The organism is Variovorax beijingensis (assembly GCF_007828835.1).
GTDB lineage: Bacteria > Pseudomonadota > Gammaproteobacteria > Burkholderiales > Burkholderiaceae_C > Variovorax > Variovorax beijingensis_A.
The window spans coordinates 209090-223389 of the sequence record NZ_VIVL01000007.1; the positions used below are offsets into that span (position 1 = coordinate 209090).

General features: G+C 68.5%; 12 protein-coding genes. 2 read left to right on the forward strand and 10 right to left on the reverse strand.

Annotated features, from left to right (window positions below):
- A complete protein-coding gene (trhA, locus tag FB547_RS20950; protein WP_145745596.1) occupies window positions 1–663 on the forward strand; it encodes a PAQR family membrane homeostasis protein TrhA in 663 nt (220 codons plus the stop codon).
- A 315-nt stretch (window positions 664–978) separates the two neighbouring features.
- On the opposite strand, the gene FB547_RS20955 is transcribed toward trhA, so the two are convergent.
- Window positions 979–1203, reverse strand: coding sequence for a SlyX family protein (locus tag FB547_RS20955; protein WP_145745598.1), 225 nt, complete (start codon window positions 1201–1203; stop codon window positions 979–981).
- Window positions 1204–1268: 65 nt separating this feature from the next.
- The gene (locus FB547_RS20960; protein ID WP_145745600.1) at window positions 1269–2789 is read right to left on the reverse strand and encodes an MFS transporter; all 1521 of its coding nucleotides are present in this window, start codon (window positions 2787–2789) and stop codon (window positions 1269–1271) included.
- A 109-nt stretch (window positions 2790–2898) separates the two neighbouring features.
- Here FB547_RS20960 and FB547_RS20965 point away from each other — a divergent pair, with 109 nt between their 5' ends.
- Window positions 2899–3795 (forward strand): LysR family transcriptional regulator, encoded by an 897-nt coding sequence (locus FB547_RS20965; protein WP_145745602.1) that lies wholly within the window; start codon window positions 2899–2901, stop codon window positions 3793–3795.
- Here the strand turns inward: FB547_RS20965 and FB547_RS20970 are convergent.
- The 8 genes from FB547_RS20970 to FB547_RS21005 all read right to left on the reverse strand — a co-directional run bounded on the left by FB547_RS20970 (window position 3767) and on the right by FB547_RS21005 (window position 14295).
- On the reverse strand, window positions 3767–5248 hold the full coding sequence (locus FB547_RS20970; RefSeq protein ID WP_145745604.1) for an AAA family ATPase: 1482 nt from the start codon (window positions 5246–5248) through the stop codon (window positions 3767–3769). The two genes, FB547_RS20965 and FB547_RS20970, sit on opposite strands and share 29 nt — an antisense overlap.
- A gap of 89 nt (window positions 5249–5337) precedes the next feature.
- Window positions 5338–7854: an ABC transporter permease gene (locus tag FB547_RS20975; RefSeq protein WP_145745606.1), complete on the reverse strand. Its 2517-nt coding sequence runs from the start codon at window positions 7852–7854 to the stop codon at window positions 5338–5340.
- A 70-nt stretch (window positions 7855–7924) separates the two neighbouring features.
- Complete coding sequence (locus FB547_RS20980; RefSeq protein ID WP_145745608.1) at window positions 7925–8797, reverse strand: formate dehydrogenase accessory sulfurtransferase FdhD; 873 nt, start codon at window positions 8795–8797, stop codon at window positions 7925–7927.
- On the reverse strand, window positions 8794–9207 hold the full coding sequence (locus FB547_RS20985; protein WP_145745610.1) for a hypothetical protein: 414 nt from the start codon (window positions 9205–9207) through the stop codon (window positions 8794–8796). Before FB547_RS20985 ends, FB547_RS20980 begins: the two co-directional genes overlap by 4 nt.
- Window positions 9204–10409, reverse strand: a complete 1206-nt coding sequence (locus FB547_RS20990) for a formate dehydrogenase subunit gamma (protein ID WP_145745612.1) — start codon at window positions 10407–10409, stop codon at window positions 9204–9206. The genes FB547_RS20985 and FB547_RS20990 overlap by 4 nt, the downstream gene beginning before the upstream one ends.
- An 11-nt stretch (window positions 10410–10420) precedes the next feature.
- Complete coding sequence (locus FB547_RS20995; RefSeq protein WP_145745614.1) at window positions 10421–10675, reverse strand: hypothetical protein; 255 nt, start codon at window positions 10673–10675, stop codon at window positions 10421–10423.
- Window positions 10672–11295 carry a formate dehydrogenase FDH3 subunit beta gene (gene fdh3B, locus FB547_RS21000; RefSeq protein ID WP_015866837.1) on the reverse strand — a complete coding sequence of 208 codons (624 nt, stop codon included), beginning with the start codon at window positions 11293–11295 and terminating at the stop codon, window positions 10672–10674. The genes FB547_RS20995 and fdh3B overlap by 4 nt, the downstream gene beginning before the upstream one ends.
- A gap of 9 nt (window positions 11296–11304) precedes the next feature.
- Window positions 11305–14295: a formate dehydrogenase subunit alpha gene (locus FB547_RS21005; protein WP_145745616.1), complete on the reverse strand. Its 2991-nt coding sequence runs from the start codon at window positions 14293–14295 to the stop codon at window positions 11305–11307.
- Between the last annotated feature and the right edge of the window lie 5 nt (window positions 14296–14300).

Here is a 14300-nt window from a genome sequence, read left to right on the forward strand (position 1 = left end):
ATGACTTCCAGCAAACCGATCTCTGCGGTCCGCGCCCAGACCACGCTCGAAGAAATCTTCAATGCATTGAGCCACGGCCTTGGCCTGCTGCTGGCCATTGCCTCGCTGCCGATCCTGGTCTACAGCGCTGCCCAGAAGGGCCAGGCCGCGAGCATCGTCGGCGCCTCGCTCTTTGCCGGCACGGCGATCGTGCTGTATTTGATCTCCACGCTGTACCACGCACTGCCGATGGGCCGGGCCAAGGCCTGGTTCAACCGGCTCGACCACGCGGCCATCTATCTGTTCATCGCGGGCAGCTACATGCCCTTTCTCTTCGGCGTGCTGCGCGGGCCCTGGGGCTGGACGCTGTTCGGCTGCATCTGCGCCGCGGCGGCGCTGGGCGTGGGCGCCAAGCTGTTCAACCGGCTGCAGCATCCGCTGTGGTCGACCGGGCTCTACGTGGCGATGGGCTGGATGGCGCTGATGGCGGCGGTGCCGCTGTACGAGCGCATGTCGCCGGCGGGCCTGGGATGGCTCGTGGCCGGTGGGCTGTTCTACACCGCAGGTGCGGTGGTCTTCCTGTTCGACAACAAGGTGCGCTTTGCCCATTCGGTGTGGCACCTGTTCGTGCTGGCGGGCAGCACCTGCCACTTCTTTGCGGTGCTCTGGCATTCGCACGGTTGATCTTGTTGGGGTGAGCTGAACGACGCTCTTGTTCGTGGCGCTGTTGTTCAGGGCGCGTGCACAGGCCACCGGGTACTCCCCTCCGCGAATGTCCCCCGGCCTGCGGCCTCCTCCTTGATTTCGCTGCGGGGAGCACCCGATGCCCTGTGCACGAGGGCACGCTCGTTGTGCATCGCTGATCAACGACCGCTCCGTATAACGCTCACGCCGATGGGATGCCTTGCGCAGCGAAATAAAGGAGGAGGGGCGCAGCCCCGGGGGACATTCGCGGAGCAAGGTACCCCATCGGCGTGAGCGCCCCCCGAAACAAGGCGCTCAGTAATGCGGCGGCAGCTCGTCGCGCAAGTTGCGCGCTGCCCCGTCCTGCCCCGCATTCTGGCTCTGCTGCTTGAGCTGCGCGACCTGCAGGATCAGGCTGTCGATCTGCTGCTGTTGGCGGTAGATCGTCATGTTGAGCTGCTCCAAGAGGTCTTCGGCATAGCTCGACTTGATCTCGAGTTCGGTCAGGCGCTCTGCGAGTTCGTTCGGTGGATAGTCCATGCCGCTATTGGACAGGAAGATCCACCGTTTTTTTGTGACGCCGCGCTTCGCGCCTAACCCGCCGTTCAACAGGCCGAGGACTCCAAAGCCACCGCCCCAGCCCCGGCGTGCGTCTCGCCCCGCAGGAACGCGAACACCACCATCGCCGTCAGCACCGTGACACCGGCCAGCACGCACAGCAGCATGCCGAAAGCCGCGCCGTAGGCCTGCAACAGCGCCGCGCGGTCCACGCCCGGCAACAGCGCGAGGGCCTGCGACCAGTCGCCCGTCGTCATCCGCTGTGCCGCCTGCGATGTCGCGGCGGGATGCGCCGGCAGGCGGCCGAGCTGCCATGCGACCAGTGCCGTGAGCCCGGCGCCCACCAGCGCGAGTGCAATGCCCTCGCCCGCCACCCGCACGGTGTTGAAGATGCCCGACGCCATGCCCGCGCGTTCGCGCGGCACCACGCTCACCGCGAGCCCGTCCATCAGGCCCCAGGGCAGTCCGATGCCCGCGCCGATCAGCAGCAGCGGCCACACGATGGCGTGCAGCGGCGTGCCCGGCGCGCAGCGGCTGAGCCAGAACAGCCCCGCCGCGCACACCAGCAGGCCCGCGGCCGAGATCGCGCCCGCCGGGAACCGGTGCGCGAGCGAGGCCGCGAGCGTCGGCACCACGAGGATCGGCCCCGAGAGCGCAAACATGAAGCTGCCCGCCTCCAGCGCGCTGCGCCCCTCCAGCCCGATGAAGCGGATCGGCAGCAGCACCAGCAGCACCACGAAGCCATAGGCCGGCGCTGCGGCCAGCAACTGCACGCCCACGAAGCGCGGAAAGCGCAACAGCGACAGGTCGAGCATCGGATGCGCCACGCGCCGCTCGATGGCAATGAAGGCCGCGCCCATCAGCACGGCGCCTGCCAGCGCGGCGATCACCCACGGGCTGCCCCAGCCGCTGTCGGGCGCCTGCAGCACGCCGAGCGTCAGCAGGCTCAGCGCACCGGTGAACGTGACCGTGCCCGGCATGTCCAGCCCCATCGCGTCCGGATTGCGCGACTCGTGCATGCCCGGCGCCGCGATGCCCAGCGCGATGAGGCTGATCGCGCCGGGGCTCAGCATCACCGAGCGCCAGCCGAAGGATTCGGCGAGCCAGCCCGAGAGGATGGCGCCACACGACAGCCCCACGCCGAACGAAGTGCCAATCAGGCTGAACGCCCGCGTGCGCGCCGCACCGTCGAACACCTGCGCCAGTGCCGCCGTGCCCGCCGCGAAGGCCGCGGCCGACCCCAGCCCCTGCAACGCACGTGCAAGATCGAAAACAGCGATGCCGGGCGCGAGCGTCAGCAGCGAACTGCTGAGCGCAACCACCGCCAGCCCCAGCAGGAAGACGCGCTTGCGCCCATAGGCGTCGGCCAGCGCGCCCGCCGCCATCAGCGTGGCGCCGAAGCTCAGCATGAAGGCGTTGGTCACCCAGTTGAGCTGCACCGGGCTGCCGCCCAGCACATCGCGGATCGCGGGCAGCACCACCGCCGGGCCTGTGAAGCTCAGCGGCATGCCCAGCGCCGCGAGGCAGACGGCGGCCAGCAGCCAGTTCTTGTGGAAAGACGAAGACATCGAAGGCTTTCACGCAAAGGGAGAACGAAGGCACAGAAGATAGAAAGGAATCAATGGAATGAGAATGGCGCCTTTGATCCTCACACTCCCAACCTAGGGTTGCCAATCCATGGACAGTTTCAGCGGACTCGAATCCTTCGTGCGGGCGGCCGACCTGCTGAGCTTTGCCAAGGCCGGCCGGCTGCTGGGCATCTCGGCCTCGGCCGTGGGCAAGAACGTTGCGCGGCTCGAACAGCAGCTCGGCCTGCGGCTTTTCCACCGCACCACGCGGCATGTGCGGCTGACCGAAGAAGGCGCGATGTTCCACGAGCGTTGCCGCCGCATCCTCGACGAACTCGACGATGCGCGCGCGATGATGCAGGACGCCGCGGCGGCCCCGCGCGGCCGCCTGCGCGTGAGCCTGCCGACCATCGGCTACCGCTTCCTCCTGCCGATGCTGCCGGCCTTCAAGGCGCGCTATCCGGAGATCGAACTCGATCTCGACTTCAACGACCGGCTGGTCGACGTGATCGCCGAAGGCGTGGACGTGGCGATCCGCAGCGGCGAGCTGGACGATTCGCAACTCGTGGCGCGCCGGCTCGGTCCGTTCTGCTTCGTGCTCGTCGCATCTCCGGACTACCTGGCGCGCCACGGCGTGCCGCAGGTGCCGGCCGATCTCGCGCAGCACAGCTGCCTGCGCTACAAGTTCGTGACCGGCGGCAGGATCGAGGACTGGGACCTGCCGGGCCTGCCCGCACAGCTGCCGCCCGGCCTCTTGTACAACAACATGGAAGCCATGCTCGGCGCGGCGGTGGCCGGCCTCGGCGTGGCCTACATGCCCGACTTTCTCGCGCGCGATTCGCTCTGCCGCGGCGAACTGCGGCGCGTGCTCGAAACGCACCTGGTGCGCCAGGGGCAGTTCTCGGCGCTGTGGCCATCGAGCCGGCAGTTATCGCCGAAGGTGCGGGCCTTCGTGGACTTCGCGAGCGAGCACATGTTCAGGGAAGACTTGCCGCCGGCTCGCTGACCTCGCGCGATGGCACCTCGACGCGCGCCGTGCTCTCCTTTGGCTGCGGCTTCGCGGCCTCGCCCGCCAGCCGGCTCAGCGCAAGCGCCGCCTGCAGCGGATAGAGCGTGCGCGCGTCGCCCTCGGCCTTGTTGCTCACGGTGGTGCCCGCGGCTTCGCTCGTGCTGGCCGTGCGCACCGCGTCGGGCCGGTGCACGGGCACCATGAAGGGCGAGTGCGTGGTGTAGATGATCTGGTTGCCGAAATCCTGCTCGAAGTGCGCGAGCAGGTCGGCCTGCGAGCGCGCATGCAGGTGCAGGCCGGGCTCGTCCAGCAGCAGCATGACATCGCCGGCACCCTTCGTGTCCGCGAAGAAGGTGACGTAGAACGAGAAGAACCACTGGAAGCCGCGGCTGCGCTCGTCGAGGTTCACTTCCACGTCGTAGGCGCGGCTCGGGTCGGACACCAGCGTGTCCATGTACGGCCCGTCCAGATTGAAGCGCACCTTGAGCTCACGGTCCTTCCAGAGCCGGCGGATCTCGGCGGTGACGACGGAGCCGGCGCGGTTGGCGAGCTGGTTGCGCGTGGCGTGGTCGTTCTTCTCCAGCAGATCCTGCAGCTGCTGCGGATCGAGCCCCGCGGCCTTGCAGAGCCTCTCGAAGCTGCGCTGCGCGGGCGCGGCCTGCCCCCAGCCCTTGCGTGCGAGGTGCTCGGCAATGTTCTGCCGGCCGGGCAGCGCCGGGTACTCGTCCACGTAGATGAACCGGGGCAGCTTGTCGAGCACCCACTGCTTCGCCTTCGCGAGCGCCGGCGTGTCGTTGGCGATGGCGCGGGCCACGTCCTCGAGCTCGGCGAGCATCTGCTCCTGCTTGTCGCTGAGTTCGGCGCCTGCGGCAGCCAGTGCCTTGCGCAGCGATTGCAGTGCCGCCACCGCACCTGCAGACCATCGGATGTAGTCGGGGCTCAGGATCATCGCGGCGTCGAAGGCGTCGGCCGCCTGCTCCAGCGTCGCGCGCACCTCCTCGGCGAGCTTCTCGGCCGCGGCCTTCACCGCGGGCACGATCTTGCGCACCTTGCCCTTGATGTCGGACACGTCGAGCGAGAGGTCGCCGAGTCCTTCGAGGCCGCTCCAGCGCGCCGTGCCGTAGCCCCGGCCCGCGGTGACGTGGCGCACGTTGGCCGCGCGCGGAAGCATCTGCGCCAGTTCGGCTCGTTCGCTGTCTTCGAGGGCCCAGCGCGTCGCAACGACCGGCGTGTCGCCCTGGCATTCCTCGAGGCGGCGATGCCGCGGAAAGTCCTTGATCGGGCTGAGTTCGGCCAGGCCTTCGGCCGGGTTCAGGCTGTGCAGCGCGCGCAGCAGGTTCGACTTGCCGCTGTCATTTCGGCCGAGGATCGCCGTGATCTGCGAGGTGTCGATGGAGCCGCTGTCGTTGATCGAGCGAAAGTTGGTGATCTGGAATGACGCCAAGCGCATGGAAGGGGGTTCTCTTCGTATGAATGAATGCAGGGCCGGGGAATGTATTGCATTCCCCGGCCCCGCCCGCCCCTCGCGGAAAGAAAAATCTATTCCGCCGCGCGCCGCAGCGTGTCGACCACGGGCCTGCGCAGCACGTCGCGCAGGCCCCACCAGCCCGCCGCCAGCGCGAGCACGGCGCCCGCGAGCGCGCCCGCGATCGGCACGATGGGCGACGCCGTCCAGGTGAAGTCGAACACATAGCGCGCCAGGCCCCAGCCGATGGCCGACGCCACGATGCTCGCGAGGAAGCCCGCCAGCAGGCCCACGCCCGCCAGCTCGGCGCGCTGCACCTGGCGCAGCAGGCTGGCCCGCGCGCCCACCGCGCGCATCACGGCGAACTCGCGCGCGCGCTCCTCGCGCGTGGCCGTGACCGCAGCGAACAGCACCACCAGCCCCGCCGCAAGCGTGAAGCCGAACAGGAACTCGACCGCACGGATCACCTGGTCGAGCACGCGCTGCACCTGGTTGATGGTGGCGCTCATGTCGACGTTGGTCACGTTGGGGTAGCTGCGCACCAGCGCGTTGTCGAAGCCGCGGGTCTCGGGCGCGCGGAAGGCGCCCATGTAGGTCACGGGCACGTCGGGCAGCGCGGCCACGGTGTACATCACGAAGAAGTTCGCATGCATCGAGCCCCAGTCGACCTTGCGCAGCGAGGTGATGCGCGCATCGTTCTGCATGCCGCCGATGTCGAAGCGCAGCACGTCGCCGAGCTTGAGGCCGAGCGTCTCGGCCAGGCCTTCCTCGACGCTCACTTCGCCGGGCGCATCGGGCTTCCATGCGCCGGCCACGATGCTGTTGTGCGGCGGCGCCTCCACGCTGTTGCTGAGGTTGAACTCGCGGTCCACCAGGCGCTTGGCGCGGTCTTCCAGGTAGTCGTCGGGCGACACCGGCTTGTCGTTGACGGCCACCAGGCGGCCGCGGATCATCGGGTACCAGTCGAACTTCTTCACGCCGGCATCGCGCAGCGACTTCTGGAACGCCGTGCTCTGGTCGGGCATGACGTTGATCACGAAGCGGTTCGGCGCATCGGGCGGCGTGGCCTTGCGCCAGCTCGCGACCAGGTCGGTGCGCAGCAGCACCAGCAGCACCAGCGCAAGCAGGCCCACGGCCAGCGCGCTGACCTGCACCACCGCGTAGGCCGGCCGCGCGGAGATCTGGCGCGTGGCCAGCACCAGCCAGCGCGGCGCGGTGGTCTCATTGACGCTGCGGCGCAGCACCTTCACCGCGAGCCAGCTCAGCAGTGCGAACACGGCCACCGCGCCCGCGAAGCCGCCGACGGCGATCAGGCCCAGCTTCAGGTCGCTGCTGGCCGCGATCAGCAGGGCCGCAAAGCCGGCCACGCCAATGCCCAGCACCGCGAGCGACGCGGGCTTGAGCCCGCCGACGTCGCGCCGGATCACGCGCAGCGGCGGCACCCTGGCCAGCTGCAGCACCGGCGGCAGGCCAAAGGCGAACAGCAGCGTGAGCCCCATGCCCAGGCCGAAGGCCACAGGCCACAAGGTGGCCGCGGGCAGCGCCGCTTCCACCAGCCCCGCGAGCAGCACCACGAACACGTAGTGCACGCCAAAGCCGATCGCCACGCCGAGGCTGCTGGCCACGATGCCGACGACGGCAAACTCGAACGAATAGGCCAGCGCGATGGTGCGCTGGCTCTGGCCCAGCACGCGCAGCATGGCGCAGTCGTCCAGGTGGCTGGCCGCGAAGCCGCGCGCGGCCAGCGCCACCGCCACGGCCGACAGCAGCGCCGCGAGCAGCGCGACCAGGCTCAGGAATTTCTCGGCGCGGTCCAGCGTCTGGCGCATCTCGGGGCGGCCGCCTTCGAAGGAGTCGAGCCGCACGCCGCGCAGCTCGCCCTTCTTGATGGTGGCCTCGGCCCAGTCGGAAAAGCGCTTGACGGCCGCGTTCTCGCCCGCCACGGCATAGCGGTAGCCGACGCGGCTCGCAGGCTGCACGAGGCCGGTGCGCGGCACGTCGGCCTGGTTGATCATCACGCGCGGCGCAAAGCTCATGAAGCCCGCTCCGCGGTCGGGCTCCAGCGTGATCACGCGGCCGATGCGCAAGCTGCTGTCGCCAAGAAGAAGCGCGTCCCCCACCTTGAGCGCGAGCGAATCGAGCAGCGAGGCATCGACCCAGACCTCGCCCGCCGGCGGAATGTCGCGCGTGATGCTGCCGGGCGCATCGGGGGCGCTTGCGGTCTGCAGGTTGCCGCGCAGCGGATAGCCCGCGGTCACGGCCTTCAGGGCCACCAGCTTGCTCGCGCCGCCCTGGGCGTCGTCGGCTCGCGCCATGGTCGGGAAGCCGTAGGTGCCGGAGCCCTCGAGCCCGAATGCGCGGGCCTGCGCGATGAAGGTCGCAGGCGTGGGGTTGTCGCTCACGACCACCGCGTCGCCGCCGAGCAGCTGCCGCGCATCGCGCTGCAGGCCCCCCTTCAGCCGGTCGGCAAAGAAGCCGACCGCCGTGAGCGCGGCCACGGCCAGCACGACGGCAACGATCAAGAGGCGCAGTTCGCCGGCGCGCAGGTCGCGCCACAAGGTGCGCCAGCCAAGGCGGAAGGAGGCATTCATGGGCGAGACGATAGCCGACGTGCGTGCGGCCGGGGCCTTTCAGGGGCTTACCGCGAGTAGGGTGAAGGCCTCAGGCCGGACTGCGGCGCGCGAGTTCCGGCTGCAGCACCAGCCGGTCGACGCCCGCGTAGCAGACGAAGTGCCGGTTGGTCGCGCGGCCGATGGCGCACAGGCCCACGCGCGTGGCCACCTCGTGGCCCATCTGCGTGATGCCGCTGCGCGAGACCACGATGGGCACGCCCATCTGCGCCGACTTGATCACCATCTCGCTCGTGAGCCGGCCGGTGGTGTAGAAGACGCGGTCGCCGGCCAGCGCGCCCGGCGGCTGCATGGCGCACCAGCCCGCGATGGTGTCGATGGCGTTGTGGCGGCCCACGTCTTCCACGAAGCAGTGCATCGTGGCCTCGGTGCCGCCGGGCTCCAGCGTGAACAGCGCGCAGCCGTGCACCGAACCGGCCGACTTGTAGGTGCTCTCCTGGAGCCGGATCGCATTGACCAGCGCATAGAGCTGTGCCTGCGTCATGCGCGTGGGCGGCAGCTGGAGCTTGTCGATGTCGGCCATCAGGTCGCCGAACACGCTGCCCTGGCCGCAGCCGGTGGTCACCACCTTCTTGGCGGTGCGCTCCTCGATGCGGTCGATGCCCGCGTGCGTCCTGACGGCGGCGGCGCCGACCTCCCAGTCGACCGTGACCGATTCGACGTCGCTGGCCGCTTCGATCAGGCGCTGGTTCAGCAGATAGCCCAGCACCAGCAGTTCGGGCTGGGCGCCGAGCGTCATCAGCGTGACGAGTTCGCGCCGGTCCACGTACACCGTGAGGTCGCGCTCGGCGGGAATGGAGACGGTGCCGCGCGCGCCATGCTCGTCGACGACCTCGACCTCGCGCGTCAGCGCGGCGCGGGCCTGGGTGAGACGCGGGAGCGGCAACGACAACGGCGTCGTCACTGCGCCTTCGGCGTGGGATTGGTGGTGGCGGCAGGCTGCGCGGTGCTCGGCGGCGATGCAGCCGTGGTGGCCGGCGAATGCGCGCCCGAGGCCTCGATGGGCTTGGCTTCCGCCGGCGGCGTGAAGGCGAAGGGGCCGGGGTCGGCGCAGGGCGGCGTGGCAGGCGCCGCGGGCACCGGCTTGCCGGCCGCGGCGGCGCTCGCGCGGTACTTGGCCGCGACGCGGTCCTGCGCCTGGCAGAGCTTGAAGGCATCGACCTTGCCGCTCCAGGCGGTCTTGGCGGCGGCTTCGGCGGCCTTGGCCTTGGCCTCGGGGGTGGCGGGCGGCGGCGGCAGCTTGGCCCATGCAACGGGCGCGGCCAGCGCGAGCACCAGCAGCGACGCGCAAGGGAAATTCAACGGCAGCTTCATGAGGGTGTTCCTTCAACGGGTCTCACGGGCCGCGCGGCCGGTGCTGCGGCCGAGCCGGCCGACGGCGTGCGCTGCGCCGGGATCTTGCCCGCGGCGATGTCGTCGTACCAGAGTTCGTGGTGTTCCCTGGCCCAGGTCTCGTCGACATAGCCGGTGCGCATGGCCTTGTAGGCGCCTGTCATGCCGAGCGTGCCGATGTAGATGTGGCCCATGATCATCGCGATCATCAACAGGGTTGCGATGCCGTGGACCATGTGCGCCACCTGCATCTCGCCGCGCGTGTAGACGAAGCCCGGCAGCAGCTTGTCCAGGAAAAGCCCCGAGCCGATGACGAAGAGGCCGAGGAACAGCACGCCGCCCCAGAAGACCAGCTTCTCGCCCGCGTTGAAGCGGTGCGACGGCACTTCCTTGCCGCCGAACAGGCCGCCGAAGCGCGCGAGCCATTGGAGGTCGCTGGCGCGCGGCAGGTTGTCGCGGATGAAGGTGAAGACCATGAACACCGTCGTCACCACGAACAGCGGCCCGACGAAGTTATGGACGTTCTTGAGCGCGTAGGCAATCCAGCCGAAGAGCGTGGCACCCATCCACGGCATCAGGAAGAACTTGCCGAAGGCCATCACGATGCCGGAGAGCGCGAGCGTGACGAACGCGATGGCGTTCGACCAGTGCGTGGCGCGCTCGAACGGGGTGAAGCGCTCGATCTTGCGGCCGGTCTCCTGGCCGTGCAGTCGAATGGGGCCGCGCGTGAAATAGAAGATGGCCAGTGCCAGCAGCACGACGAACAGCAGCGCCGCACCGTAGGGAATGATCCAGTCGTTGCGCACCTGGCGCCAGGCTTCACCGGCATTGGTGAGGCGCGAACCGGGGTACTGCACGAAAGGCTGGATCAGGTTGCCGGCCTCGGGCGCCTGGCTTTTCGGCAGGCTGCTGTAGCCGGTCACGCCCTGCCCCACCTGGCGCCACATCGGCGCGTTGTTGCCGGGCTGCACCTTCATGCGCTCGCCATTGGTCTGGTTCGCGTAGTTGGGGTCGGCGCTGGCTTCGGGCTTGACCTCGAAGATGTTCTGGCCGCGGATGCCACCCGCGGCGGGTTCCGGCGCGGCGGGTGCGGACGTCGTTCCAGGGGCGGCCGGCGGCTGCGCCTGCGCGAAGGCCGTGCCCAGCGCGGCAAGAAGAACGAGAGCGGTCAGCGCTTGCTTCATGGGCTCTCCGTTCAGTTCTCTTTGTTGTATTCGTTCTGCCCGTTCTGCGCGCGGGTCTTGAGCTGCTGCTGCCAGGCGGTCTTGTCGCCGACCTTCCAGCCGGGCGCTGTGAACACCGTGCCGGCGTTCTCCTGGGTACCCGTGCCGCTCCAGGGTACGGCGTCGTGCTTGACGCCCTGTGCGTTGGTCTGCGGCTTCTCGCCACAGGCCGCGAGGCAGCTTGCGGCCAGCGCAGCGCCCGCGAAGACGAGGCCCGGCCGCTTCATTTGCGCACTCCGCCGGCCGGCGGGGTACCGGCCTGCTGCGAGCCGTAGGCGGTGCCCCAGCCCCAGACTTCGGCGCCCTTGCCGCGCTGGACCACGCGGGTGCGGAAGATGTCGGCCACCACGTCGCCGTCGCCGGCCAGAAGCGCCTTCGTCGAGCACATCTCGGCGCAGGCCGGAAGCTTGCCTTCGGCGAGCCGGTTGCGGCCGTACTTCTCGAACTCGGCTTCGGAGCCGTTGGCCTCGGGGCCGCCGGCGCAGAAGGTGCACTTGTCCATCTTGCCGCGCACGCCGAAGGTTCCCTGCGACGGGAACTGCGGCGCGCCGAACGGGCAGGCGTACGAACAGTAGCCGCAGCCGATGCAGACGTCCTTGTCGTGCAGCACCACGCCTTCTTCGGTACGGTAGAAGCACTGCACCGGGCACACGGCCATGCAGGGCGCGTCGGAGCAGTGCATGCAGGCCACCGAGATCGACTTCTCGCCCGGCACCCCGTCGTTGAGCGTGACCACGCGGCGGCGGTTCACGCCCCAGGGCACCTCGTTCTCGTTCTTGCAGGCCGTGACGCAGCCGTTGCACTCGATGCAACGCTCGGCGTCACAGACAAATTTCATTCGTGCCATTGCTTTACCTTATGCCTTTTCCACGTTGCAGACCGTGGTCTTGGTCTCTTGCATCATGGTCACGCTGTCGTAACCGTAGGTCGTGCCGGTGTTGATGGCCTCGCCGCGCACCACGGGGGCGGCACCTGCGGGGTAGTAGCCGAGCATGTCGGCGCCCTGCCAATGGCCCGAGAAGTGGAACGGCATGAAGACCGTGTCCGGGCCCACGCGCTCGGTCACCAGGGCCTGCACGTTGAGCTTGGCGCCGGTGGGCGTGTGCACCCAGGCGCGCTCGCCGTTGCGGATGCCCTTCTCGGCCGCGACCTTGGGATTGATCTCGATGAACATCTCCTGCTGCAGCTCGGCGAGCCAGGGATTCGAGCGGGTTTCCTCGCCGCCGCCCTCGTATTCGACGAGGCGGCCCGATGTCATCACGTACGGGAACTTCTCGGCCACCTTGTCGGCGATGTTCTTCTGCTGCACGCTCTTGTAGAGCGTGGGCAGGCGCCAGAACGCCATCTTGTCGTCGTGCGTCGGGTACTTGGCCATGAGGTCGGGCCGGTTGCCGTAGAGCGGCTCGCGGTGCTGCGGGATCGCGTCGGGAAAGTTCCAGACCACCGCGCGCGCCTTGGCATTGCCGAAGGGATGGCAGCCGTGGTTCTTCATGAACACGCGGATCATGCCGCCCGAGCTGTCGGTCTTCCAGTTCTTGCCTTCGGCCTTCGGCTTCTCGGCCTCGGTGAGCTCGTCCCACCAGCCCAGCTTCTTGAGCAGCACGTGGTCGAGTTCGGGGTAGCCGGTGGTGATGTCGGCGCCCAGCGAGTGCGAGCCGTCCTCGGCCAGCAGGTTCTTGCCGTCGCGCTCCACGCCGAAGTTCGCGCGGAAATTGCCGCCGCCCTCCATCACGTGCTTGGAGGTGTCGTAGAGGTTGGGCGAGCCCGGGTGCTTGAGCTCGGGCGTACCGTAGCAAGGCCACGGCAGGCCGAAGTAGTCGCCCGTGAGGTCGTAGCCGTTGACCTTGTCCTTCACGCCGGCCTTCACCTTGAGCGTGCGCACGTCGAAGGCGCCCATGTTGCGCATGTGCGCCTGCAGCCGCTCCGGGCTCTGGCCGGTGTAGCCCACGGCCCAGCAGGTCTTGTTGATCTCGCGCAGGATGTCGTCGGGCACGGGCTCGTCCATGCCCTTGACCTTCTGCATCTTGAAGTTCTTGCTCAGTTCCTTGCCGAAGCCCAGGCGGTCGGCGAACTGCTGCATGATCATGTGGTCGCTGCGGCTTTCCCACAGTGGCTCGATCACCTTCTCGCGCCACTGGATCGAACGGTTCGATGCGGTGACCGAGCCGCTGGTCTCGAACTGCGTGCATGCGGGCAGCAGGTAGACGGCGCGGTTCTTGTTGAGGTCGTCGGGGTTGCCGGGCATCGCCGCCATGGCCGCGGTGGCCGAAGGATAGGGGTCGACCACCACCAGCAGGTCGAGCTTGTCCATGGCGCGCTTCATCTCGAGGCCGCGCGTCTGCGAGTTGGGCGCATGGCCCCAATAGAACACGCCGCGCAGGTTCGAGTCCTGGTCGATCAGCTCGTTCTTCTCGAGCACGCCGTCGATCCAGCGCGACACGGTGATGCCGGGCTTGCTCATCATCGCGGGCGATGCGAAGCGGCCCTTGATCCATTCGTAGTCGACGCCCCAGGTGGCGGCAAAGTGCTTCCACGAGCCTTCGACCAGGCCGTAGTAGCCGGGCAGCGAATCGGGGTTCGGGCCCACGTCGGTGGCGCCCTGCACGTTGTCGTGGCCGCGGAAGATGTTGGTGCCGCCGCCCGACTTGCCCACGTTGCCGAGCGCAAGCTGCAGGATGCACGAGGCCCGCACGATCGCGTTGCCGATGGTGTGCTGCGTCTGGCCCATGCACCACACGACGGTGCCGGGACGGTTCTCGTTGAGCCAGGTCGCCACCTTGAGCACCTGGGCCTCCTTCACGCCGCAGGCCTCCTCGACCTTGTCGGGCGTCCACTTGGCCAGCACTTCCTCGCGCACCTTGTCCATGCCGAAGACGCGGTCGTTGATGTACTGCTTGTCTTCCCAGCCGTTCTTGAAGATGTGGTGCAGGATGCCGAACAGGAAGGCGATGTCGGAGCCCGAGCGGATGCGCACGTACTCGTCGGCCTTGGCCGCGGTGCGCGTGAAGCGCGGATCGACCACGATCATCTTGCAGCCATGCTCCTTGGCATGGAGCATGTGCAGCATGCTGACCGGATGCGCCTCGGCGGCGTTGGAGCCGATGTACATCGCCACCTTGGCGCCGCGCATGTCGTTGTACGAATTGGTCATGGCGCCGTAGCCCCATGTGTTCGCGACGCCCGCGACCGTGGTCGAGTGGCAGATGCGCGCCTGGTGGTCGCAGTTGTTGCTGCCCCAGAAGCTCACGAACTTGCGCAGCAGGTAGGACTGCTCGTTGCTGTGCTTGGACGAACCGATCCAATAGACCGAATCGGGTCCGCTGGCCTGGCGCAGTTCCTTCAGCTTGGCGGTGATCTCGTCGAGCGCGGTGTCCCAGCTGATGCGTTCGTACTTGCCGTTGACCAGCTTCATCGGATAGCGCAGCCGGTATTCGCCATGGCCGTGCTCGCGCAGTGCGGCACCCTTGGCGCAATGCGCACCAAGGTTGATCGGCGAATCGAACACCGGCTCCTGGCGCACCCAGACGCCGTTCTCGACCACCGCATCGGAGGCGCAGCCGACCGAGCAGTGGGAGCACACGGTGCGCTTGATCTCGACCTTGCCGGCGCCGATCGCGGCGGGCCGCGCATCGCCGGCCGCCTCGGCCTTGCGCATCAGCGTGAGCTGGCCCGCGGCCAGGCCCACGCCCACGCCAAGCCCGGAGCGCCGCAGGAACGCGCGCCGGTCCATGGTGGGCAGCGCGCCGGAAAGGCCGCGCCGCAGGCTGTGAATGAAGGGGGAGGACGACTCGCGCTCCCCTTGCCGCGAGACACCGTTCGCGGGGGCTGTTTTCTTGGTCAGCAACATCTTGG